The following is a 23,027-nucleotide window of genomic DNA, read 5'->3' on the forward strand; positions in this document are numbered from 1 at the left end:
TTCTGCATCATGCTCTCCGCCCCTTCCTCCCGCCCGCCTCTTCCGCCTCATCCCCTCTGCCGCCTGTTAATCTTTTGTTACGCGTGGCCGACCTGCACCCGCCATGCGCCCGCGCGCGCGTTAGAATACGCGGTTACAAAGAGTTGACCGATTAGTACGGGAGATGAGCAACCGTGGAAAAGAAGGACATCGACTGGGGCAACCTCGGCTTCGGCTACATGGAGACGAGCTACAGCTACGTGTGCAACTACAAGGACGGCGCGTGGGAGGAAGGCGGCCTGACCACCGACCACAGCGTCACCGTGAGCGAGTGCGCCGGCATCCTGCACTACTGCCAGGAGGTCTTCGAGGGCCTGAAGGCGTACACCACCGAGGACGGGCGCATCGTGTGCTTCCGCCCCGACCTGAACGCCGCGCGCATGGCCGACTCCGCCAAGCGCCTGGTCATGCCCGAGTTCCCGCAGGACAAGTTCGTCGAGGCCGTGAAGATGGTCGTCGAGGCGAACAAGGAGTGGGTCCCGCCCTTCGGCTCGGGCGCCACGCTGTACGTGCGCCCCTACATGTTCGCGACCGGCGTGGTCATCGGCGTGAAGCCGGCCACCGAGTACCAATTCCGCATCCTCGTCACCCCGGTGGGCCCCTACTTCAAGGGCGGCAAGGAGGCCATCACCATCACCGTGGCCGACTACGACCGCGCAGCGCCGCGCGGCACCGGCGACATCAAGGCGGGCCTCAACTACGCCATGAGCCTGCACCCCTACGAGGAGGCGCACAAGCGCGGCTACTCCGAGAACCTCTACCTCGACTCCGCCACGCGCTCCTACGTGGAGGAGACCGGCGGCGCGAACGTGCTCTTCGTGGACAAGCAGAGCAACCTCGTGGTGCCGCAGTCGCACACGAACTCGATCCTGCCCTCCATCACGCGCCGCTCGCTCGTCACGGTCGCCAAGGACATCCTGGGCATGAGCGTCGTCGAGCGCCCCGTGAAGTTCGAGGAGGTCACCAACGGCGACTTCATGGAGTGCGGCCTGTGCGGCACTGCGGCCGTCATCTCGCCGGTGGGCCACATCGAAGCTGAGGGCGTCGACGTCACGTTCGTCGACGGCGCCGAGAACGCCGGCCCCGTCATGAGCAAGCTGCGCCGCACCCTGACCGACATCCAGAGCGGCGCCATCGAGGGCCCCGAAGGCTGGATCGTCGAGATCTGCTAGCGCACGAAGCGATCGCAGGAGCGCTCTCATTCGCGTTTGACGCGAGGTTCGCCGTTTGCAGCAAGCCTCGCGTCAAACGTCGGCAAGCGCCCCTCGTCCACGGGCGATGCGACGCGGCTGCGTCGCATCGCCCGCTCGCTTGCTAGATCCCCAACTCCTCGTAGAGCTCTTCGAGCAAGGATGGGTCTTCCGCGACCTGCTTGAGATCATCTAGGCGACCGTCGGCAAGCAGCCGCGAGACCAGCTCGCCATAACGCTTCTCCGCCTCGGCACGCCCCTCAGCACGCCCTTCGGCACGCCCTTTGGCACGTCCCTCGGCAAGGCCTTCCTCAATGCCCATCGCAAGCCCTTCCTTGCGGCCCTCGGCACGACCTTCCTTGCGTCCTTCGGCAAGCCCTTCCTTGCGTCCTTCGGCAAGCCCTTCCTTGCGACCTTCTTCCAGACCCTCTTTACGGTATACGCGCTTCGCCATGCGGACCTGCATGGCGGCGTCTTCTTCGACAGTCATGACTGAGAACACCTGCTCCACCCACCTTCGGTCTCGATTGGCCTCGCTTACCTTGCCGTCGATCATCCTGACCAAAGGGTCAGCGCCGACAACTCCGTCTCTCACGTATTTTAGCAGGCTCCGCAAACGGCTGTCCTCAACGCCTTGGTAGGCCGCCGCGTTCAACACGATCCAATGCGACCCGCACCCCGAGAGCAGCGACGGATGCTCCACGCACACGCGCTCGAAATCGTAGCGCGGCAGACCGTCCTCATAGGGGTCATCGGTGCAGATGAATATGATGAAGCTGTCAGGCAGGAGGTCGTAGTCCTCCCCCTTGCGCAAAAGCCCCACGTCGATGACGGACTGATAATAGCGGAAGCGCTTGTCGATGCACATGCGGCCGTATGCTTGCATCTCGACGTCGTAGACCGCCTCCTCGCCGACGAGGTAGGCGTCGAGGCGCACCCCGCGCCCGTCGATCGTAGGCTCGATGACCTGCTCGACGTTATGGTACACGACCCTGCCCACCTCGACGCCGAGCACGACTTCCACCACCTCCCGGCACACGGCTTCATCGGACATGACGCGATCGAACATGGGCGCGTCTGAGAACGTCAGATTCCTCGTCTCCATCGGGTCCTCCTGCCCTCTCGCTAACGTGAGTATATTATAGCGTACTTTTGTACGAAAAACAAACGTTTGTTTGTAAAATGACTACAAGACATCGCGACAAAACAAGGCATAAGAATCTTTTATTGTTTGACAAAGAAAAAGGCTTCGAACTGGGTCTTTGCTCGAAAAAAGACCAGAGCGGAAGTCCAAGGCGGCCAGCCTGGACTACTTCGCATCGAAGCAAAGCGCGGAGGGCCCGCCGCATGGTGGCGGGCCCTCCGCTGTCAGAGCTCTTGTCGCCGCCCCGAGCGCTTATGCGAGCTCGTAAGCGAACGTGATGTTGTAGAGCTGCACGCCGCCCTTCTTGTACACGCGGATCGACGTGAGGTTCCCGTGCTCGTCGTATTTGAAGTCGTAGTACTTCACCTCGACGTCATCTTGGTAGTAGCGGACCTTCGAGTACTTGCTGCCCGAGTACTGGATCACGTACTCGTCACCCGAAAGCTGCACCTCGTCGCCTTCCCACGTGCCCCTCTTGAGCGACACGAGCTTGTTCGCGCCGTCGTAGGTCGGCGCCAGGTACGCGCCAGCGCCCTTTTCGTCCTCGGACAGCTTCAGCGTCTTGGGCACCTTCTGTGCCGTGATGTAGCTGATGTCGACGGCCCACTCGTGCTTGCCCTTCGAGGTTACCGTGTTCAGGTTCTTGTCCTTGTCGTAGGTGAACAGCACCGTGTCGTTCGACGTGGTGTCGTCATGCACGACCGTGAACTTGTTCGCGCCGTAAGCGCTGCCCGAGAGCTTCTCGTTCACGATGGACATCTCGAAGTCATGGCGCACGACGCCACGCCCGTCTCCCTCGTCGGCGTACGTCCAGCCAATCACCTTCGACGCCGAGCCGTGCTCGTCGTAGGACAGCTGCACGCGCGAGAGCTCGTTGGTGCTCTTGTAGAAGGTGGCCGTCCTCACGTTGCCCGCGTCGTCGTACTTCCACTCGCACTTCTCCACGAACTTCTCCGTGGGAAGCGGGAAGCGGCAGTCGCTCACGAGCGCCTCGCGCACGTTCAGGAAGAACGGGTTGCCCTCCACGAACGACAGCCCCTCGAGCAGAGCCCCGGACGTGCTCTCGATGGCCGAGTCAGCCTCCGCCGAAGCCGTGCAGTCGGAGAGGGTGGCCTTGGTCAGGCGGTATGCGGGCTCGCTTGCGCCCGCACCCGCAGCAGCGCCCAAGGCCGCCGCCACCACGACGCAGCACGCGATCATCGCCACCACGACGGCGGCTCTCGTGCGCGCAAGCTCGCACAGCGTTGCGCCTCGTTCGGCGTGCGTCGTCTTTCCCGACATGAGAGCCCCTACAGGTTCTTCTCGATGGCCGCGATTTCCTTGTTGGCGATCTTGTCGCACGTCTCGCCGCCGCAGGCGTGAGCGTCAGGGCAGGGCGTCTCTCCGTCGATGACGCACTGGCAGTGCATCGGCATCAGGATGAACTTGTACACGAGCGCCGCCAGGATGCCGCCGACGAGCGGGCCGACGGTGTACACCAGGATGGCGTCCCAGCTGAACGCCAGGTTGCCGAAGCCCACCATGTAGCCGACCAGGCGCGGGCCCAGGTCACGCGCGGGGTTCAAGCCGGCGTTGGTGAGCGGGCCCACCGTGCCGATGATGATGGAGACGGTCAGGCCGATGAACAGCGGCGCAAGGTGGCTGTTCGGACGGCCGGTGTTCTCGGTGGAGGTGAGCGAGAAGATCACGAGCACCAGGATGAACACGCCGAGGCCCTCGGCGCAGGCGCCCACCACGTTGCTCACGATGGCGGCCGAGTTGTTCGGGAACACCTCGCACCAGATGCTCGACGCGGCGTTCTTGGCCATCATGGTCACGCCGTTGTCAGCAAGCCACTTCATGACGGTGTCGGCGAACAGGCCCCACAGCGCCATGGCGGCGACCCACGCGCCCACGAACTGCCCGATGAGGTAGGGGATCAGCTCGCGCGCGGGCATGCGCCCGGCGACCACCATGGCCACCGAGACGGCCGGGTTGAAGTGCGCGCCCGAGAAGTGGCGGCACACGTAGATGGCGATGGTGATGGTGATGCCCCACATCAGGCCCACCTGGTAGTTGCCCGTCATGGTGCCGCACAGCGACGTCACCGCCACGGCGCCGATGCCGAAGAAGCACATCATGAACGTGCCGATGAACTCTCCGGTGATGAGTTTCAAAGTCTTGTTCTTCATCATTGATCCTTACTTTTCTGCTTCCTGCATGAGGTTCGTTTCGATCAGAAGGGAGTCCTCCACCAAGACCAGCGGAAGGAGCCTCCCCAAGTTGCGATAGAAGTCGGTTTGCGCGCAGCTGACGACCGAGCCGCTCATCGCGCCCACCCACGGGCGCACGTAGCGCGCGAAGAAGTCGCTGGCGAGCCGCACGAGCTCGTCGGCGCGCGCCGCGGCAGCGTCCCCGCCTGCGACAACGCTCCCGCCTGCAGCGGCAGCCTCGCCCGCAGCAGCCCCGCCCGCGGCAGCGTCCTCGCCCGCGGCAGCATCCCCGCCCGCAACGGCGGCAGCCTCGCCCGCCAGCGCCGCGTCGCGCAGCACGGCGAACAGAAACTCGCACATCGTCGCCAGGTGGTCGCCCGGCTGCTTGCGGCTCTCCGCGAGCACGAGCCCGAAGCGCTCGTAGGCCCGCTCGACGGCCACCGTGCTCGCGCCGCCCAGACGGCGCTCGCCGTCGAGGTAGTACGACGCGTACGGAGGCGCGAGCATCTCGAACGCCCCGATGAACAGCGCCGTGTAGTCGCGCTCAAGCTCGAGGCCCTCCGCGCGCTCGGCGGCTGCGGCCGCCTCGAGCGCCAGCGCGTGCTCGTCCGCCTCGTCGGTGAACAGCCCCGCCAGCTCGCGCGCGCACGCGGCGAGCTCAGGGGCGCCCGCGCCGTCGGCCGGGTAGCGCAGCAGGCGCGCCGCCAGGCGAAGCACCGTGGCTTGGCAGATTAGCTCCTCTTCGGTCATCAGCATGCGGCGCACCCTAGAACTTCCCCACGTAGTACACGTTGGGGCTGGTCCCGTACTCGGGATGGCTCACCGACACGTCGGAGTCGGCCAGGGCCTTCGCGATGTCGGACTCGGGGTCCTCCACGTCGCCCCAGATGCGCGCGCCCGCCGGGCACATGTGCACGCAGTAGGGGTCATCGCCCGCGTCGATCAGGTGCTTGCAGAAGTTGCACTTCTCGGACTTGCCCGCGTCCATGAGGAGCGACTCGCTCGTCACCTTGAAGTTGCCGTACGGGACCGGCGCGCCGGACTCCTTCGCCACCTCGGCGCCCGAGGACGTGCAGCCCTCGATCAGCTCGTCGGTCGACGCGAACTCGTCGAACGCCTTCGGGTCGCGCATCATGGTGAAGCCGTAGGGGCACGCCGCCACGCACGCGCCGCAGCCGATGCAGGTCGCGTCGTCGTGGATGGTGAGCCCGTCTGCCTTCTTCTGCGCCCCCACCGGGCACGCCGCCACGCAGGCCGCGTTGTCGCAGTGGTTGCACATCGTGGGGATGTAGCGGTACGTCACCTTCGGGAACGTCCCCGACGTCACCGTCTCGTGACGCGAGTAGAAATGCCCCTCGCCCACGGTGTTCTCGATCTTGCACGCGATCTGGCAGGCGCTGCAGCCAACGCATTTGCCCAGGTCGATGAGCATTGCATACTTGGTCATATGCCTACCTCGCCTTCTTGATCGCAACGCGCGTGACGCCGCCGTGACGCGCGGTCGAGGAGCTCAGGCGCTCCCACTCGGCCGGCAGGATCTCGTTGTTGTTGCCGCCGCGGGGCTTGGCGCGCTCGAAGTCAACCGCAGCCACGTGCCCGTAGGCCCAGTGTCCCTGGCCGTAGCACTTCACCACCACGCCGGGGCGCGTGCCCTCCCAGCCCTTCGCGTGCACCGTGATCGAGCCGCTCGGGGAAGTCACCACGATCTCGTCGCCGTCCTTCAAGCCGAGTTTTCTCATGTCGGACGGGTTGACCTTGAGGACGTCGTCCCACGCCTCGTCACCGGGATCGGAGTCCTTGAACTCCTGGTACCACGTGAGGTTGGCGCTGCGGCCCTCGCGGTTCAGGCGCGAGCGGTGCTCGCTGAACACGAACGGGAAGTCGCCCTCGTCGCCGTGGCGCAGCGGCTCCTCGTAGTGCGGCACGAAGCACAGACCGTCGCGTGCCTGGTAGTTGCACGCCTCCATGAGGGAGTTCACGTCGGTCTTGTAGCTGTTGCAGTGCTCGAGCAGGATCTCGCGCAGCGTCTCGCTGTAGAACTCGAACTTGCCCGTATGCGTGCCGAAGTCCTTGTAGTGCTTCTTGTAGGTCATGCGGTCGGAGTTCCACACGCCGTTCTTCAGGAAGTCGGACCACTTCTTGATGTCGTCGCCGCCGGCCGCCGCGGACGGGTCCCACGCGGGCTGCGTGAAGCGGCGCACCACCGACTGGCCGAACTCCTCGGCGTTGGTGGGACGGTTGCCGCCGTAGGCGTCGTGGCATTCGATGGAGTAATAGTCGTAGAGCTTGCTCCAGCCCTTATCGCGCAGCTTCTCGGCGAGCGCCCACGCTATCTCCGTCTCGTCGTTCCTCGCCTCGAACAGCGTCTCGACGCACGGCTGCTCGACGCTCAGGTAGCCGTAGAGGTTCTGCTTGTTCTTCACGAAGCCCCACGCCTCGAACATATGGTGCTTCGCGGGGAGCACGATGTCGGCGAACTGGCTCATCTCGGAGGCGTTCGTGGTGATGTGCACGAAGAACTCGAGCTTGGACAGCGCCTCCTCCCAGCGCTGGGCGCCGGTGCAGGAGTACGCCCAGTTGTTCCAGTACGAGATCATCATCTTGATCTGGTACGGCTCGCCCGAGATGATGGCGTCGGCGACGCGGTTGGTGTTCTGGTTGTGGCCGGACTCGCCCTTCTCGATGGACACGAAGTCGAAGTTCTGGCGCTGGTCGGCCTTGGCCTTCTTCAGGCCCTTCTTCGCCTTGGAGTCCTTGTAGGCGTACATGTCGGCCAGGTGCCCCGTGGAGATGCTCGGGCTGCGCATCACGCCGCCCTCGGCCTCGTAGGAGCCCACCAGGCCGTTCAGCGCAAAGCACGCCATGCCCGTGTAGGCGCCGCGCGCCGTCATGCACACGCCCGGCGAGATCCACGAGATGGCCTTGTTCTTCTGCGTGGCGAACGCGCGCGCCACCTCCACGATGGTCTCCGCGTCGATGCCGGTTATCTCGGCCGCCCACTCAGGAGTCTTGTCGTGCAGCTCTAGGTTCCACCAGCGGCAAATGCCGTGGGTGTACTTCTCGTCGAACCAGTACTCGTTCGACGAGCTGGGGCCGCCCGGATACACCTGGTTGCCGCCGCGGTACTTCCCGTAGACCTCCCACAGGTTCTCGTCAAGCGGCTCGCCGCTGCCGAAGTAGTTGAAGCCGTCCTCGAAGTCGCCCACGAACTCCTTGTTCCACAGGCCCTCCTTGAGGATGACGTGCGCCATGGCCGAGGCCAGCGCGCCGTCGGTGCCCGGGATGATGGGCAGCCACTTGTCGGCCTTGGCGGCCGTGGCGGACAGGCGCGGGTCGACCACGATGATCTTGGCGTTCGCATGCATCTTGTCGAACTGGCTGATCGCGTTGGAGATCTGGCGGTTCGACGATATGGGGTCGGCGCCCCACATGATGACGTACTTCGTGTGGAGCATGTCGTAGTCATGGTAGTCCCAGTATCCGCAGAGCGCGCCGGTGGCCAGCTTCTCAGCCTCGGCGCAGATGGACGAGTGGGAGAAGCGGTTCGGCGTGCCGTAGATCTCGGGCAGCGCCTTGTGGAATACGTCGGCGATGCCGGTGGAGCGGCCCTTCGCCACGGCGAGCTTGTGAGCCTCGCCGTTGTCGCGCAGCTCGAGCAGCTTGTCCGCGATCTCGTCGAGCGCCTCGTCCCAGCTGATGGGGACGAAGCCCGGGTCGATGCCGCGGCCCTTCTCGGGGTTCGTGCGGCGCATGGGGTATTTCACGCGATCGGGGTCGTATTGCTGCTGGAGCGCCAGCAAGGCGTTAGGGCACACGCAGCCATGGTTGCCCTTGGCGTTGGGGTTGCCCTCGACCTTGATGGCGCGGCCGTCCTGCACGTACACGCGCACGGCGCAGTTCGACGTGCAGCCCTGGCAGCTCGACATCACCCATTTGCCCGAGCCCTTGGAGGAGCCCGAGCTCGAGCTCACGTCCTCCACGGCACCGGGCGCCTCGGCGAACGCTGCCAAGGGCTGCGCGGCCAGCGCAGCCGCGCCGCAGGTGGCGGCGGATAGTTTCAAAAACGTACGACGATCCATGAGGTGAAAGTCCCCTCCTTTCTCTCTTCTTGCCTTCCTCAACCTGCTTTAAGGCCGCCCTCGCGAGGCGGCTCTGGGGCGCGTTAGCAGCAGCCGCAGCCGCAGCCGCCGTCCTCGTCGTCGCCGGTGTCGTACGGAATGTTGCCGCAGCCGGGGAACGGGCCGTAGTGGACCGAGCGGTCGCCCTCGATGGCAAACGCCGCGCCGAAGCGCGTGTTCTCCACCATGGCGCACGAGTTGCCGCACACGTCGAGCGGCACGTCCTTCATGAAGCGATGGTGGTCGTCAAGGTCGAAGCAGTCGGGCATGCCGGGGATGGTGCCGAGGTAGGTGGCCTTCTGGTTGTACTGCTCGCAGAGGTCCTCGAGCTGCGCGGGCAGCTTGAACGCGCGCACGATGCGCGAGAAGAACGTGGCGCCCTCGACCTTGGCGGCCAGCTCGGCGTCGTCGACGTGCTTTACGCGCGAGGCGGTGTAGCGGAAGTCCTCCCAGCCCACGCGGCGCATGAGACGGCGGAAGTCCTCGATGTACATCGCGCCGCCGATGCATTCCCCGCGCAGGACGGGATCGTTCTGCTGGGCCTCGGTCATGCGGCGGTCGACGAAGATGTCGGAGAAGTACAGCTCGCCGCCCTCCTTCAGCACGCGCCAAACCTCGGAGAACACCTGCTCCTTGAACGGGGAGAGGTTGATGACGCAGTTGGAGATGACCACGTCGATGGAGTCATCGGCGATGCCGAGCGCGGCGAGGTCCTCGATGTAGCCGCACTTGAACTCCACGTTGCTGGCGGCGTACCCGTATGCGCGCGCCACCTCGTCTTGGTGCCTGCGGCCGACCTCGAGCTGGCTCTCGGTCATGTCCACGCCGATCACGCGGCCCTTCTCGCCGACCAGCTTCGACAGCACGAACACGTCGCGGCCCGTGCCGCAGCCCAGGTCGAGCACCGTGCAGCCCTCGATCATCGGCGGAATGGGGCTTCCGCATCCGTAGAAGCGCTCGTTCACCTCAGCAGGCAGGTCGTCGATGATGCCCTGGACCTCCTGCGAGGCCGACGAGCACGAGCACACGCTCGTCTTCAGGTCACCGGACGACTGAAGAGCGCTGTAGTACTCCTTGACCTTCTCGCGAATGTCTTCGCTCATACGCAAATCCTTCCTTTCTAGTCTTCGCCGCTCACCTGCAACCCTTGGCAATCCCCCCTTATATGCTTCATTTGGTTGATTGCGGCCTATTACTATTGGTTTAAGTCCAATAGCAGTTTCAAATTGTAAAGTTTTACACGAAAATTACAAGAGGTGCGCCAAAATTAGTGCTTGACTGCTAATAGATTATGTCTTATATTGAGGATGGTCTGAAACACGCAGGAGAGCGGTCGGCAGCAACCCCCCCCCAGGTTGCCGGCCGCTCTCCTGCGTCATGGGACGGGAACGCGCGCGCATCATGCACGTGCAGGCGCCTCCTTCGGCCTCCCTTGCGGGCTTCTTGCGGGGCTTCGTTCGCGCACCGTGCACGCGCAGGCGCCTCCTTCATGCGAACGCGCCACGCATCGCGTGAAGGAGCCGCGCATCTCGCGCAACCGCACCTCCGCGCGCACGGCCTTTCGCATGAGCGCGCCGCGTCAAGCCCGCAAACTCGCCTTCAGTGCTTTATTCCTTATGGAATTCCGTATATAATTCATTGCGAATCAACCCTCTGGGGAAACGAGGCGCCATGAACCCTGCCCTTGCCGAGCTGCCCGTCATCCGGCCCATCACCGACCTGCGCACGCAGCTCAACAACGTATGCGAGCAGGCAACCGAGACGTGGAAGCCCGTGGTGCTCACCAAGAACGGCGTGCCCTCCTACGTCCTGATGGACAGCGCCGCATACGAGGCCGCCGAGCGCAACAACCGCCGCTACCTCGCCCTGCGCGAGGCGGAGATCGAGGAGCGCTACCGCCCGCAGACCATGTCCAAGGAGGAGTCGGACGCCAAGATGCGCGAGATCTTCGCGCTGTGGGGCATCGACTATGCTTGACATAGCCTGGCGCCCGCGCGCCCACCTTGACCGCGAGTCCATCGCCATCTTCCTGGCCGTCGAGCGCAGCTCACCGCAGGCCGCCCTCGCCGCCATGCAGGGCATCGACGCAGCGCTTGACATGGCGCGCCGCTTCCCCGACGCAGGCGGGCACTTCCACCACGACAACCTCGAGCACGAGTACCGCACCGTCCTGGCGAACCCCTACACCGTCTTCTACCGCTTCGACGAAGCCACGCTCACGGTGTACCGCATCCTCCACCAGCGCCAAGACATAGACGCCTACTCTCTCGTCGAGCTCTGACGCGCATCGCGCAGGGCGGCTCTTGCAACAGAACGTTCCTTACGGCAGGGCGATCCTTGCAGCAGGGCGATCCTTGCAGCAGGGCGGCTCTTGCAGCCGAACGGTTCTCCCTAGCTCCCAACCCATCTCTATATGCTAGACTCGGTCAACTAATTTATGCTAGACTTAGTCCACTAGTTATTTGAAGCAAGCTAATCGGAGACTAAGGACAGCTTTATGGACTACGCCGCCTACTATCGCAAAGCCGAGGGGGACTACCTCGCCTACTACGCCGCCATCGCCCAGGCCCAGGGGCGCGACCCCCAGGCGACCGCCCGCACGCGCGACGCCGACGGCACCATCCCCGAGGAAGCCCGCCCGCTGCTCTACAACGTGTCAGCCGAGATCAAGAACACGTTCCACGAGTTCGGCGCTCCCCTGCCTCCGCTTCTGGAAGGCTGCACCGTGCTCGACCTGTGCTGCGGAAGCGGTCGCGACACCTACCTGGCCGCCCAGCTCGTCGGCGCGCAGGGCAAGGTCATCGGCGTCGAGCCGGTAGCCGCGCGCCTCGCCGTCGCGCAGAAGTACCTCGCGCAGGAGATCAAGCAGTTCGGCTACGACGAGTGCAACGTCGAGCTGGTCAACGCCGCGCCCGAGGACCTCTCGTTCGTCGCCGACGGGTCGGTCGACGTGGTCATCTCCAACTGCACGTTCAACCTGTCGCCGGACAAAGAGCGCTACATCGCCGAGGTCAAGCGCGTGCTGAAGGACGGCGGCGAGTGGTACTTCACCGACGTGTTCTGCGACCGCCGCATCCCGCAGGCAACGTCCGACCAGGTGGAGAACGTCGCCATGCGCCTGGGCGGCGCCCTGTTCATCGAGGACTTCCGCCGCCTGGCGCAAGCTGCCGGATTCCACGACCCGCGCTACCTCATGACGTGGCAGACGCCCGTCTCGCCCGACGAGGCCGCCGTCTACCCCGGCATCGCGTTCGCCACCATCACGAGCCGCCTCATCAACTCCGAGCTCACGTCCGACCACTGCGAGGACTACGGCGAGGAGATCACCTACGACGGCTCGCTGCCCGGCTACCCTGAGTTCTTCCTGTACGACAAGGACATCAAGTTCCCCGCCGGAAAGACATGCCACGTGTGCGACAACGTGTCGGTGCTGCCGCTTGCCACGCGCTACGCGAAGGTCATCAGCGTCACCGGCTCGCGCGACGTGCACTACGGCGACATTCACGGCGACCACATCATCAAGTGCGCGCCCGACTTCGACGGCGTGGTGGACGAGGACGACCAGCCCATCCAAGCCAGCTGCTGCTAGCGAAGGCGCCGGGGGCCCGGGGCCCGGAGCCTAGAGCCCAGAGCCCGGAGCCCGGAGCCTGGAGCCCGGGAGAGCATGCTCGAGGAGCAGCCGGCGCCCCGCCTCTCCCCCGATGTGCGAGGCGCCCGTCAGAGCAGGCGGGCGCCTCGCACGCTATAATGCTGCAAGCCAACTTACGACGAGGAGACAGAAACTCTCAATGGAACCCATCAGATTCATGGTCGTCAGCGGATTCCTGGGCGCTGGCAAGACCACCACGATGATCGCCCTGGCCGAGCACATGAACCGCACCTACGGCGAGACGGCCATCATCGCCAACGACCTGGGCGCGAACCTGGTCGACACCAACCTCACGCAGACGAGCGGCTGCACCGTGGCCGAGATCGCGTCAGGCTGCATCTGCTACCAGATGGACAACACCATCGACCAGATCAGACGCCTGCGCGACAAGGACGGCGCCGTGTTCGTCATGAGCGACATCCCCGGCTGCGGCGTGGGCGCGCTCGACCACGTGTACCACACGCTCGCCGACGCGCATGCCGACGAGTTCGTGCTGTCGCCGTTCACGGTGATCGTCGACCCCGAGCGCCTGCGCATGATCATGCCCGAGAAGGCCGACATCAACCTGCCCGAGGAGCTCGTCTACCTGCTGAAGCTCCAGCTGGAGGAAGCCGACCTCGTGGTGCTCAACAAATGCGACCTGCTCACCGACGCGGACATCGCGCGCTACGTGGACTTCCTCACGACCGCCGTGCCCGACATCCCCGTGCTCACCATCTCCGCACGCGAGAAGACGGGCATCGAGGAGCTGGCGAAGTACCTCACCACGCACGAGACGGAGCTCAAGAACTTCTCCGTGCGCAACAACCACGAGTTCGAGCAGGCCGAGGCGAAGCTCACCTGGTACAACCGCCGCGTGTTCTTCAAGACGAACTCCGGAGAGAAGATCGACATGAACGCCGTGGTGGACGACCTCATCGAGGAGATCCGCATGGGGCTCATCGAGCGCAAGCGCAACGTGCCGCACCTCAAGACGTTCGCCACCTCGGGCAACGGCGACTTCAACAAGGCGTCGCTCATCGGCGTGGACTACGACACCGAATATGAGCAGGAGTTCCTGCGCGGCCACAAGAACATGCGCATGATCATCAACGCGCGCGCCGTGTGCGAGTCGCGCCCGATGGCGCGCATCGTGGACGACGCCGTGGACGAGGTCTGCGACCGCTACGACCTCGACTGCCAGGTGTTCTTCACCGAGTGCTTCGGCATGGCCGACGAGGGGCGCTAGGACGCGAAGCTGAGCAAGCACCCCTGCCGTCACCTGACGCTGGCTCGAGCGACGGCAGGGCGAAAGAGACGAGTTGGAGCTGACTATGACCGAAGAACCGAAAGCCGCAGGCGCGCAGGGCGCCGGGCGCGACGTGGCGCACGCGTCGCTCGTGCCCTCGCTCGACGCCTCCCAGATCCCCGACGCGGAGCTTTCCATCCACGACCAGGTGCGCGAGTACTACGGGCGCATCCTGGCCGGCTCCGACGACCTCAAGACCAACGCGTGCTGCTGCACCACCGACGCGCCGCCGAAGTACGTGCGCGACGTGATGCCCGAGATCGCCGACGAGATCATGGAGCGCTTCTACGGCTGCGGCAGCCCCATCCCGCCCGCGCTCGAGGGCTGCACGGTGGTCGACCTGGGCTGCGGCGTGGGCCGCGACGTGTACGTCCTGTCGAAGCTCGTGGGCGAGACGGGGCGCGTGGTCGGCGTGGACATGACGCCCGCCCAGCTCGACGTGGCGCGCGCCTACCAGGACGAGCAGGCCGCGCGCTTCGGCTTCGCGCGCTCCAACGTGGAGTTCAAGTGCGGCTACATCGAGGACCTCGCCGAGCTCGGCATCGAGGACGGCACGGTCGACCTGGTGGTGTCCAACTGCGTCATCAACCTCACGCCGTTCAAGGAGCAGGTGTTCTCCGAGATCTACCGCGTGCTCAAGCCCGGCGGCGAGCTGTACTTCTCCGACGTGTTCTGCGACCGCCGCATGCCGCCCGAGCTGCGCGACGACCCCGTCCTGCGCGGCGAGTGCCTCGGCGGCGCCCTCTACCTCGACGACTTCCGCCGCATGATGGCGCGCCAGGGCTGGGCGAGCTACCTCTACACCGTGATCGACGACATCCACGTGAGCGACCTGGCCCTCGAGACGAAGCTCGGCTTCATGGGCTTCACCTCGCGCACCGTGCGCGCCATCAAGGCCACGGGGCTCGAGGACGCCCACGAGAGCTACGGGCAGACCGCGCGCTACAAGGGCACCATCCCCGAGATGCCGCGCTACTTCGACCTCACCGACGAGATCCGCCTCATCAAGGGACGCGACGTGGCCATCAGCGGGAACATGGCCGAGATGATCGCCCAGTCGCGCTACGGCGCGCACTTCGACATCCGCCCGCGCGGGGCGCACCGCGGCGCGTTCGACTACCAGCGCGCCCAGGACGCCGTGGCCGCGCGGCGCGGCAAGAAGGCCGTCGACCTCGCGTACGTGGACGAGGCGCTCGCGCGCATCGGCGAGCCGAGCTTCGAGGAGCGCGTCAACTCCGCGCAGGTGCTCACCGCGCCCGCCACGCCTGCGCTCACCACCATGCAGGTCAACATCACGTACGCCTGCAACCTGGCATGCCGCCACTGCTACCTGGAGTGCTCGCCGAGAAACCGCGAGGCCATGAGCCGCGAGACGCTGCAGGCGTGCCTCGACGCGTTCGACGCCGGCGCCTTCAAGGTCATGGACATCACCGGCGGCTCGCCCGAGCTGCACCCCGACTTCAGCTGGTTTCTGGCCGAGGCGGCGCGACGCGCGCAGGCCGCAGGCGGGCACGTCATCGTGCGCTCGAACCTCACGCTGCTCGATCAGCCCGAATACGCGCACTTCATCGACGAGTACGCCGCCGCGGGCGCGCACGTGACGGCCTCCATCCCCTACTACAGCCCCGAGACGGCCGACGCCCAGCGCGGCCGCGGCGTGTTCGAGCGCGCCATGCGCGTGATCCGCCGGCTCAACGAGCGCGGCTACGGCTCCGCCGCAGGCGGGCTGCCGCTCGACCTGGTGTACAACGTGAGCGGCCCCTTCCTGCCGCCCCCACAGGACATGCTGGCCGACCTCTACCGCGAGGAGCTCGCGCGCCGCGAGGGCATCGAGTTCAACGACCTGTTCGCGTTCAACAACTACCCGCTCGGCCGCTTCGCGCACGACCTGCTCGACGCCAACATGTTCGACTCCTACCTCAAGCTTCTGGTGGAGAACTTCAACGCGCTCGCGGTGCAGCGCATGATGTGCCGCGACCAGGTGAACGTCGACGTGGACGGCCGCCTGTACGACTGTGAGGTGAACCACGTGCTCGGGCTGCCCATCCAGCTGCCCGCGGACGCGGACGCGTCCGACGGCGCGACGCGCGACGCGCGCGTGGAGGACCTGGCGAAAGGCGGGCTGCCCGAGCGCTCGCTGCGCACGCACCCCGTGTGCTACAGCTGCTCAGCCGGCTTCGGAAGCAGCTGCGGCGGCTCCCTCGTGCATGAGTACAGCGCCGACTAGCGGTTTCAGACAGCTCGAACGACTCAGGTGCCGCCAGCAGCCGGGTTTCGGGAAAGCCGACGCTCCTCGTATTCCAAAACAGAATCGCCGATTCGACTCCTACGTGCGGTTTTGCGGAGATGGCAGGATTTGCGCGTCTGGCATAAGTCGCGCCGGGCTTTCAGAATGGGCATAGAGGAAAGGCGCTCAAGCGCAGCTTGGGAATGCGGCTTGGGCGCCTGAGCTTACCCTGTTTGAGCGAGGAGGCTGGCGATGGAACTGAAGTAGTACAAGTACGGTGCTTTTCCCACCTGGACGCTGGAGGAGATCCTGGGGGATCCCCTTCCCGCTATAGACCCTGTTTACCATGAGGCAGTGGCGGAGTTCTTCGCTCCGAGCAACCGCTACGACGTCGCCGCCTATTTCCTCGCGCAAGCCTTCAACCTCGACGAATTCGCTATGGCGCGCGCCCTTCCCGGCACGCCTGCCGAGGTTGCCGAAAAGACCGGCTTCGACGAGGGCTTCATCAAGGAGACCCTCGAGCGCCTGGTCGGACAAGGCAAGATCACCAAGACCCCGCAGATGTACGTAAAGCTCACCCCCGTTTCGGCGATCTACTGGGATTACATCATCTTCGCGATCGACAACAACGACATTGCCATCGAGGGAGAGACCGAGAAGCTCGTCAAGCTGTGCAGGTCCTTGGCGAAAGACCCCGACATGTACACGCCCGACAAGCCGATGGTGCAGTTTCCCATGCGCTGCATCCCCAAAGGAAAGGCGATCAAAGGCGTGCCCGGCGCCATGGACTGCGAATCCTTGGAGTTCATGGTCAGGGAGGCTTTCGCCAAGGGTGAGCTGAGCATCGAGCGCTGCTGGTGCCGCGTGGGCGTTGCAACGTGGACAGAGGGCGAATACAACGAGGAGACTGCGAAGAAAACCACCCCGAGCGGCATTTACGAAGGCCGGCGCCCCGTTGACGGCCATTGCCTGGTGTTGGGCAAGACGGCCAAGCACTGGCGAGACACCATCAACGCACCAACTCCCACCGAGGAAGACGTAGAGCGCGTGCTGGCCGACATCGAGAGCCGCAACGTGATCCTGATCGGGTCGAACTCCCGATTGGGTGGCAACATCTGCGCATGCGATTTCGCCACCTGCTATCCCAACGGCAGGTTCCAAGCTTGGGCCAACAAGCCGAGTCGATTCAAGCCCGTCACCGACGCCGACAAGTGCGCGAAGTGCGCGAAGTGCGCGGAGCTGTGCCAGCTTGGCGCCATATTCATGGACGAAGACGGCCTCCCTCAAGTTGATCCGGAGAAGTGCCTCGGCTGCGGAAACTGCGTGGTCTTCTGCGAGAGCGAGGCCAAGGAGATGGAGCTCGTCCATCCTGTCGAGTGGATCCCGGACGGCGACGTTCACCTGTTCACCCCGATGGCCCCGCGATAGGCGACTGCGCATCGATTGCTGACGAGGTGGGACATGGGTGATTTCCACTGCCCCGTGGGGGCTCCGATGATAACCGGCGAAGGCTGCATTAACTGCAAGATGTGCCTTGCCGTAACCAAAGAGGAAATGGCTGCGGCTACGAAGATCGTGGGCGAGTACATTCGCTCCGAATCCGCGCTTCGCCACAGAGAGAAGGCCATCAAGAAGATCTCCGTCTGCGGGAAGGGCGGTGCCGGAAAGAGCACGGTAACCGCCCTGCTCGCGCTGAGCTTGTGCCGTCTTGGCTACAAGCCCCTCGTCATAGACACCGACGACTCGAACGAGGGCACGGCTTGCAAGCTCGGGATCGAGGAGCAGCCGCTGCCCCTGATGGATGCGTCGAGTCGTTTCGGCATGGACCCGCACGCCGATATGTCGTGGCTCTCGAAGGATCCGCTGCACATAGAGGAGATCCCTGCGGCCTACGTGGCTGAAGCCGACGGCGTGAGGTTCATGCGCATCGGCAAGATAGAGAACCCCTTCCAGGGATGCTCCTGCGATTTGGGGGAGATCGTCAAGCGCCTGATGCAGAACATCGAGCTTCGCGAAGGCGAGATGGTCATAGCCGATCAGGACGCCGGAACGGAAAGCTTCGGCCGTGGCGTTGAGCAGGGAAGCGACACCGTGCTCATAGTGACCGAACCCTCGCGCGACTCGCTTCTGCTTTCTGCTGGCAGAGCGCATGAAATACCTGTCTGAGGGCATAGGGGTGCGTCGAATTCGCGTCATCTTGAACAAGGTGAGCGGAAAGAAACAGCTCAAGCACATGAGGTCGCATCTTAACGACAGGGACATTCGATGGTTAGGGGCGCTGGGCCCCAGCGAAGGCGTTGCCCTTGCCAACCTGATGGGCGAGTCGCTTTCTGCCACCGAGCTCCAGGAAGAGATGGACAGGATCGTCCGGCTTATGCTCGATGAAGCCGAGATGAGCTACAGCAAGTAAGAACAACGGAAGGGATGCGAGATGTGCTGCGATCAAGACCATGGACATGACCATGACCATTGCCACGACAATGCGCAGGATTCGGCTGCCGCAAGCCAGGACGAGCGAATCCTGATGCTGCTCGAGCATCTGCACCACCATAACGGCGACCACGCCAAGGAGCTTGCCGAGTATCAAGGCGCCATAGGCGACGAGCGTGCCGTCGAGCATCTTCGTGAGAGCGTTGAGCTGATGGAGCACGCAAATGCGCGCTTGCTAGAGACCATCAAGATCTTAAGGGAGCGTGTCTAGCATGTGCCTTGCGTCTGTGTACGTAGAGAAAGGCTCGCCTGCCGCTCGCGAGCTTGTCATGGATAAAACCCAGAGCATCGAATGCGCAGATGGGCGCCTGGTTTGCAGAAGCCTGTTCGGCGAGCGCGTGGAGGTGGAGGGATTCGTGCGGCTGATCGACTTCTCAAACTCGTTGGTGCTAGTTTCGGCTGAGGCTTAGCTCTCCTTCGAGCAGTGGCGCAGCCTTTCCGAGTCCTTGGGACCCGATCCACCGACAACGCCTCTTTCCATCTTGGGCACCGACAACGCGCCTTTTGCATCCACGGTTTTGAAAAGCTGGATGGAAAACGCCCGTTGTCGGCGATTCGAGCCCCGAAAACCACCGACAACGACGCTTTCGCATCCACTTTCCCCGGGAAATCGCCGATAACGGCTTCATTTCATCCAGAATCGCCTGAGGGGTGGATGGAAAAGCACCGTTGTCGGTAACGTTGTCGACAATCGACAGGCGGGGAGACGGACAATCGGCAAGCGAGGCGGCGAGCGGGCCGCGAGCGAAAGGCGGGGAGACGAGCAGGCCGTCGAAGGTCGTCGAGCGGAAGGTCGGCCTGACGTATGCTTGAGGGGGTTTTCTCGTTGCCTTCCGCCCTGCCAACAAATATGACATCCGTTTAAGCTAATGACATTGCCCCCTGGCCCCGGACTTCAAGGAGCACGGGTCCGGCGGGGTCAGACCGCAGGAATCGCGACCGTTCGGACCCCGCCTGGCGCCCAGGACCCGCGCTGCGGGGTTCTGGGCCTGCGATTGGACCCGTCCAGACCCCGCCTGGCGCAGGCCCGTCCCGCAAACCCGCTCCGCCGCCCTGCGCCAGGCGGGGCTTACACGAGCGTCCTGAGCGAGGCGGCGACGCGCCGACGCATGCGCAGGGCGCCTCTGCCTGCTCGGCGACGCAGGTGCACGGTGCCCTCACTCCCCTGCAGAGACGCCGCCACGGTCGCCGCCACCACGACGGCCGCGCCGAGCATGCCCGCGCCGCCGAGCGTCTCGCCGAGCACCGCGGCGGAGACGGCCGCGGTGAACACCGGCTCGGAGCACAGGATGGCCGAGACGATCGTCGGCGGCACGCGCACGAGCGCCACGTTCTGCAGGGCCATGGGGAGGCAGGTGCCGACGCAGGCGAGGAGCAGGATCGCCGCGGTGCTGTGCGCGGGCATCTCGGCGAGCACGGGGAGCGGCTCGGTTGCCGCAGCCGCCGCCAGCGAGGCCGCGAACGTGACGGCCATCTGCGCGGCCGCCAGCGCCAAGGGGTCAACCTCGCGCGCGCCGTTGCGGGTGAGCACCAGCATCAGGGCGAACGACGCCGAGCTCACCAGCCCGAGCAGCTCCCCCGCGCCGAACCGCGCGCCGCCCTCGCCGCAGCACAGCAGGTAGAGCCCCGCCACGGCGACCACCTGGAGGAGCACCGTCGACTTCCCGTAGCGCTCGCCTGCGAGCACGAGCGCGAAGAGCGGCGCGAACATCATGGGCAGCGACACGAAGAAGCCCGCGCTCGTCGCGGTCGTGAGGTCGACCGCGAGGCTGCAGGCGAGGTACGTGCCCGCCATGGCCGCGCCCGACGGGAGCCACGCCGAGACGCGCGCCTGGCGCAGCGATCGCAGGACGCGCGGCCCAGCCACGACCATGAGCACCGCGAGGGCGATGCCGAACCGCAGCGCCATGCACCACAGCGGCGTTATGCCCTCGTACGCGACCTTCATCACCACGTTCCCCGCCCCGTAGATCGCGGCCTCCGCCACCACGAGGGCGATGTAGCGCCCGTTTCCTCCAAGCACCTGAGCAGCCTCCTTTTCCTTCCGCACGGTTTCAGCTTCCCAACAAGGCCTCCACATGATAGGGAACTTTCGGATAAAATAAAATCTTGAGTATGTTATAGATATACAAGGATTTCTTATACACGAGACGCCAGCGCGGCGCGATGGCGGAACGCGCGGCGCGACGAAACGGAGCACACGAAACGCGGCGCGATGGCGAAACTGAACACGCGAGACGCGGCGCGGCAGCGCGAGCCACGGCGAACCAGGACGAAGCGAGGCGAGGCGCGATGGACCAGAAGTACGAGGCGTTCATGAAGGCCGCCGAGGCGGGGAGCTTCAAGGGCGCCGCCGACCTGCTCGGATACACCCAGGCAGGCATCAGCTACCTGATCTCGTCCCTCGAGAAGGAGATGGGGACGACCCTGTTTCTGCGCGACCACGCCGGCGCGCGCCTCACCGCCGACGGCCAGACGCTCCTCCCCTGGATCCAGGACGTCTACAACAGCGAGCTCGCCCTGCGATCGAAGCTCGGGGAGATGCGCGACCTCGAGACGGGAACCGTGCGCATCGCCGCCTCGGCCAGCGTGTCCATCCACTGGCTGCCCGGGATATTCGAGCAGTTCATGGACCGCTACCCGCGCATCAAGCTGGAGGTCGCGTGCTTCGAGGACCAGGAGGACATGGAGGATCGCGTGCGTGCCGGGGAGCACGACTGCTGCTTCCTCATCGAGCCCTCGCGGCGCGGCTTCTTCACGATCCCGCTCATGCTCGACCCGCTCTACATCGTGGTGCCGCCGAGCCACCCGCTCGCGCATGAGCAGCGCTTCCCCTCCGAGGCGCTCGCGCGCGAGCCCTACGTCAAGGTGCGCAACGACTCCTACACCGAGATCGACGCCCTGTTCGAGCGCCACGGCGTGACCCCGCGCACGCGCCTCGAGATGGACAACGACTTCGCCGTCATGGGCATGGTGGAGAAAGGGCTCGGCTACGGCGTGTTTCCCCAGCTCATCCTGAAGGACAATCCCTTCGACCTCGCGCTCGTGGAGCCCGAGTTCCCCTCGCCGCGCACGATAGCGCTCGCCGTCCGCGCCTATGCGAAGGCGTCGTTCGCCACGCGCGCGTTCATAGAGGCCACCCGCCGCTGGATCAGCGACAACGCCGGGGCAACGGGGGCAACGGGAGCGTGACGACCTCGTGGTGAGCGTGTGTCCATTGTGTTCAGTTTCCAAACGGCCTCCGTTTGCCCGTATATTGGATGGCGAAAGCACCACGGCACGCCCCGGAAAGACACGCGCATGAGAAACCTCCTCGACAGCCCCCTCTGCAAGCCCTTCGCGCCCATGCCGCGCCGCATCGGCGCGGATTCGCCCGCGCAAGCCGCCGCCAAGTAGAGCCTGCGCATGTTCGGCATCGTGACGGCGCACCTCTCGAAGGTGAGCGAGGAGGAGAAGGCCCGCTACCATGCGGTGTACTGTGGGCTGTGCCGCGCGCTCAAGGAGCGCTACGGGCAGGCGAGCCGCGCCGTGCTCACCTACGACCTCACCTTCTTCATCCTGCTGGCGAACTCGCTCCACGAGCCGCCCGAGGAGCGCGGCGAGGAGCACTGCGTCACGCACCCCGTGAAGAAGATGCCCTACGCGCGCTCTGCCTGGACCGACTACGCCGCCGACCTCGCCGTGGCCCTCGCCTACCACAAGTGCCTCGACGACGTGCGCGACGAGGGCGCGCCACGCGCGCGCGCCGGGGCCGCGCTGCTCTCGGGCGCCTACGCGAAGGCGCGCGGGCGCATCCCCGCGCAGTGCGCGGCCATCGAGCGCTCCATGGCCGAGATCGCGCGCATCGAGGCCGCGGTCACCGCAGGCAGCGCGCCCGACGCGACCGCCGCCGGAAAGTCGGGCTCTGCGCCGGAAGCAGCCTCTGGCAAGCCGGGCCCCGCGCCAGATCCCGTCCCCTCCTTCGCGCCCGACGCGGCCGCCGCCGCGTTCGGCGAGCTGCTCGGCGAGCTCTTCGCGCATGAGCAGGGCATCTGGGCCGCCCCCATGCGCACGCTCGGCGACGAGCTCGGCCGCTTCATCTACCTCATGGACGCCGCCGTCGACTACGCCGACGACGCGCGCACCGGCTCGTACAACCCGCTCGTGCTCCTGGGGATGCCGCCGGAAAATATGAAGACTTTGCTCTCCGTGCTCATCGGCAACGCCGCCGCCACCTTCGAGAAGTTACCCTTAGTGCAGGACACGCACCTCATGCGCAGCGTCCTGTACTCGGGCGTCTGGCAGAAGTTCAACGAGACCTACGGCGGCGAGGACGAGGGCAAGGCCGAGAGCGCAAGCGAAGCCGCAGGCACGGGCACGGGCAGCCGCGCGCATGAGGACAAGGCCGAGAAAGAGCACCATGACTGAGAACCCCTACGACATACTGGGAGTTTCCCGCGACGCTTCGATGGACGAGGTGAAGAGGGCGTACCGCAAGAAGGCGCGCGAGAACCACCCCGACCTCAACCCCGGCGACCCCGACGCAGCCGCGCGCATGAACAAGGTCAACGAGGCGTACGACCGCATCACCAACCCCGAGAAGTACGCCCAGGAGGACGCCCGCCGACGCGCTGCCGCAGGCGGGGCGCCCTACGCGCCGGGCTACGGCTACGGCAGCCCCTTCGGCGGCGCGGGCGGCGCGGGCGCGGGC

Annotated in this window: 21 protein-coding genes; 12 read left to right on the forward strand and 9 right to left on the reverse strand. The window is 65.2% G+C overall.

The features are described 5' to 3' along the window. Positions 1-173: 173 nt before the first annotated feature. Positions 174-1,211 carry a branched-chain amino acid aminotransferase gene (locus G7Y49_RS07500; RefSeq protein WP_165172572.1) on the forward strand — a complete coding sequence of 346 codons (1,038 nt, stop codon included), beginning with the start codon at positions 174-176 and terminating at the stop codon, positions 1,209-1,211. A 142-nt stretch (positions 1,212-1,353) separates the two neighbouring features. Here the strand turns inward: G7Y49_RS07500 and G7Y49_RS07505 are convergent, their stop codons facing one another. The 7 genes from G7Y49_RS07505 to G7Y49_RS07535 all read right to left on the reverse strand — a co-directional run bounded on the left by G7Y49_RS07505 (position 1,354) and on the right by G7Y49_RS07535 (position 9,786). Beyond that, entirely contained in the window at positions 1,354-2,334 is a 981-nt protein-coding gene (locus tag G7Y49_RS07505) for an Rpn family recombination-promoting nuclease/putative transposase (RefSeq protein ID WP_165172573.1), read from the reverse strand. A gap of 291 nt (positions 2,335-2,625) precedes the next feature. Further along, complete coding sequence (locus G7Y49_RS07510; RefSeq protein ID WP_165172574.1) at positions 2,626-3,654, reverse strand: hypothetical protein; 1,029 nt, start codon at positions 3,652-3,654, stop codon at positions 2,626-2,628. Between the two features lie 8 nt (positions 3,655-3,662). Beyond that, complete coding sequence (locus tag G7Y49_RS07515) at positions 3,663-4,544, reverse strand: MIP/aquaporin family protein (RefSeq protein WP_206214592.1); 882 nt, start codon at positions 4,542-4,544, stop codon at positions 3,663-3,665. A 9-nt stretch (positions 4,545-4,553) separates the two neighbouring features. Further along, positions 4,554-5,321: a molecular chaperone gene (locus tag G7Y49_RS07520; protein ID WP_165172576.1), complete on the reverse strand. Its 768-nt coding sequence runs from the start codon at positions 5,319-5,321 to the stop codon at positions 4,554-4,556. Between the two features lie 10 nt (positions 5,322-5,331). Then, complete coding sequence (locus tag G7Y49_RS07525; protein WP_165172577.1) at positions 5,332-6,012, reverse strand: 4Fe-4S dicluster domain-containing protein; 681 nt, start codon at positions 6,010-6,012, stop codon at positions 5,332-5,334. 4 nt (positions 6,013-6,016) lie between these two features. Beyond that, positions 6,017-8,644 carry a molybdopterin-dependent oxidoreductase gene (locus G7Y49_RS07530; RefSeq protein WP_165172578.1) on the reverse strand — a complete coding sequence of 876 codons (2,628 nt, stop codon included), beginning with the start codon at positions 8,642-8,644 and terminating at the stop codon, positions 6,017-6,019. A gap of 83 nt (positions 8,645-8,727) precedes the next feature. Continuing rightward, positions 8,728-9,786 carry a methyltransferase domain-containing protein gene (locus G7Y49_RS07535; protein WP_165172579.1) on the reverse strand — a complete coding sequence of 353 codons (1,059 nt, stop codon included), beginning with the start codon at positions 9,784-9,786 and terminating at the stop codon, positions 8,728-8,730. Between the two features lie 568 nt (positions 9,787-10,354). On the opposite strand from G7Y49_RS07535, the gene G7Y49_RS07540 reads away from it, so the two are divergent. From G7Y49_RS07540 to G7Y49_RS07570, 7 genes are all read left to right on the forward strand, one after another. Then, entirely contained in the window at positions 10,355-10,660 is a 306-nt protein-coding gene (locus G7Y49_RS07540) for a type II toxin-antitoxin system prevent-host-death family antitoxin (protein WP_165172580.1), read from the forward strand. Then, positions 10,653-10,964 carry a type II toxin-antitoxin system RelE/ParE family toxin gene (locus tag G7Y49_RS07545; protein WP_165172581.1) on the forward strand — a complete coding sequence of 104 codons (312 nt, stop codon included), beginning with the start codon at positions 10,653-10,655 and terminating at the stop codon, positions 10,962-10,964. The genes G7Y49_RS07540 and G7Y49_RS07545 overlap by 8 nt, the downstream gene beginning before the upstream one ends. Positions 10,965-11,180: 216 nt before the next feature. Beyond that, entirely contained in the window at positions 11,181-12,272 is a 1,092-nt protein-coding gene (locus G7Y49_RS07550; protein WP_165172583.1) for a methyltransferase domain-containing protein, read from the forward strand. 199 nt (positions 12,273-12,471) lie between these two features. Continuing rightward, positions 12,472-13,560: a GTP-binding protein gene (locus G7Y49_RS07555; RefSeq protein ID WP_165172585.1), complete on the forward strand. Its 1,089-nt coding sequence runs from the start codon at positions 12,472-12,474 to the stop codon at positions 13,558-13,560. 85 nt (positions 13,561-13,645) lie between these two features. Next, positions 13,646-15,847: an arsenosugar biosynthesis radical SAM (seleno)protein ArsS gene (gene arsS / locus G7Y49_RS07560; protein WP_165172587.1), complete on the forward strand. Its 2,202-nt coding sequence runs from the start codon at positions 13,646-13,648 to the stop codon at positions 15,845-15,847. 354 nt (positions 15,848-16,201) lie between these two features. Next, positions 16,202-17,275: a 4Fe-4S binding protein gene (locus G7Y49_RS07565; RefSeq protein ID WP_165172589.1), complete on the forward strand. Its 1,074-nt coding sequence runs from the start codon at positions 16,202-16,204 to the stop codon at positions 17,273-17,275. A 126-nt stretch (positions 17,276-17,401) separates the two neighbouring features. Further along, positions 17,402-18,013: a P-loop NTPase gene (locus G7Y49_RS07570; protein ID WP_165172591.1), complete on the forward strand. Its 612-nt coding sequence runs from the start codon at positions 17,402-17,404 to the stop codon at positions 18,011-18,013. A 103-nt stretch (positions 18,014-18,116) separates the two neighbouring features. Here G7Y49_RS07570 and G7Y49_RS07575 read toward each other — a convergent pair whose 3' ends face one another. Then, entirely contained in the window at positions 18,117-18,497 is a 381-nt protein-coding gene (locus tag G7Y49_RS07575) for a hypothetical protein (protein WP_165172593.1), read from the reverse strand. Between the two features lie 52 nt (positions 18,498-18,549). Here G7Y49_RS07575 and G7Y49_RS07580 point away from each other — a divergent pair, with 52 nt between their 5' ends. Further along, positions 18,550-18,747 (forward strand): CooT family nickel-binding protein, encoded by a 198-nt coding sequence (locus tag G7Y49_RS07580; RefSeq protein WP_165172595.1) that lies wholly within the window; start codon positions 18,550-18,552, stop codon positions 18,745-18,747. 659 nt (positions 18,748-19,406) lie between these two features. On the opposite strand, the gene G7Y49_RS07585 is transcribed toward G7Y49_RS07580, so the two are convergent. Further along, complete coding sequence (locus G7Y49_RS07585; protein ID WP_241157323.1) at positions 19,407-20,360, reverse strand: DMT family transporter; 954 nt, start codon at positions 20,358-20,360, stop codon at positions 19,407-19,409. A 269-nt stretch (positions 20,361-20,629) separates the two neighbouring features. Between G7Y49_RS07585 and G7Y49_RS07590 the strand changes: the two genes are divergently transcribed. From G7Y49_RS07590 to G7Y49_RS07600, 3 genes are all read left to right on the forward strand, one after another. After that, positions 20,630-21,529: a LysR family transcriptional regulator gene (locus G7Y49_RS07590; RefSeq protein ID WP_165172599.1), complete on the forward strand. Its 900-nt coding sequence runs from the start codon at positions 20,630-20,632 to the stop codon at positions 21,527-21,529. Positions 21,530-21,742: 213 nt separating this feature from the next. Beyond that, positions 21,743-22,744: a DUF5685 family protein gene (locus G7Y49_RS07595; protein WP_206214594.1), complete on the forward strand. Its 1,002-nt coding sequence runs from the start codon at positions 21,743-21,745 to the stop codon at positions 22,742-22,744. Further along, positions 22,737-23,027: DnaJ domain-containing protein (locus G7Y49_RS07600; protein WP_165172601.1), on the forward strand; the 291-nt coding region annotated here is incomplete at its 3' end. The genes G7Y49_RS07595 and G7Y49_RS07600, both read left to right, overlap by 8 nt.

Source organism: Adlercreutzia sp. ZJ242, from assembly GCF_011038995.1.
GTDB lineage: Bacteria > Actinomycetota > Coriobacteriia > Coriobacteriales > Eggerthellaceae > CAAEEV01.